The sequence below is a fragment of the Dellaglioa sp. CoH-57-MRSF-22 genome, assembly GCF_056781895.1.
In genome coordinates, this window is sequence record NZ_JBXAXT010000079.1 from 1 (window position 1) to 463 (window position 463).

Annotated in this window: 1 protein-coding gene; it reads right to left on the reverse strand. The window is 52.5% G+C overall.

What is annotated here, in order from left to right; all coding sequences use genetic code 11:
- Positions 1–432 (reverse strand): hypothetical protein (locus AC1RPR_RS08250; protein ID WP_481763474.1); only part of this gene is annotated, 432 nt, incomplete at its 3' end.
- Between the last annotated feature and the right edge of the window lie 31 nt (positions 433–463).

Sequence of the window (463 nt, forward strand, 5' to 3'; positions counted from 1 at the left end):
CTCCGGGTCGGAGCCGTGCTCGATCAGGAGCCGTGTTTCGATCAGGAACGTTACATCCCGCAGCAGATACGCTGTCTTTACTGGATGGAACAGTTCCGGATCGCCACCTTTGTCCGGATGTACCAGACTTCTGACTTTTCGGTAAGCATCGACCAAAAGTTCAGAACTTGCGTTGTATAGCTGTTCCGTACCAGAACTGACGTAATTCGCAGTATTCTCTTCGTCATGCGCATGGCGCTGGGGAGCGCCACGGGTCGCGAGCCTGATTTCACGGCGCAAGCGACTGATTGTCGCGTTGCGCTCGTCTCCCTCAGAGTACTGCTTTACTACGCCCATGACTTGATTCCACAGCTTGTAGTACCGGTTTCGGGCTTTATCGACTTGAGCACGCAACTCGTGAAATCGGGCAACGGCACTTTCGTCAATGGTCATACTCTCTCCAGTACTTAAAACTGCTATTTAC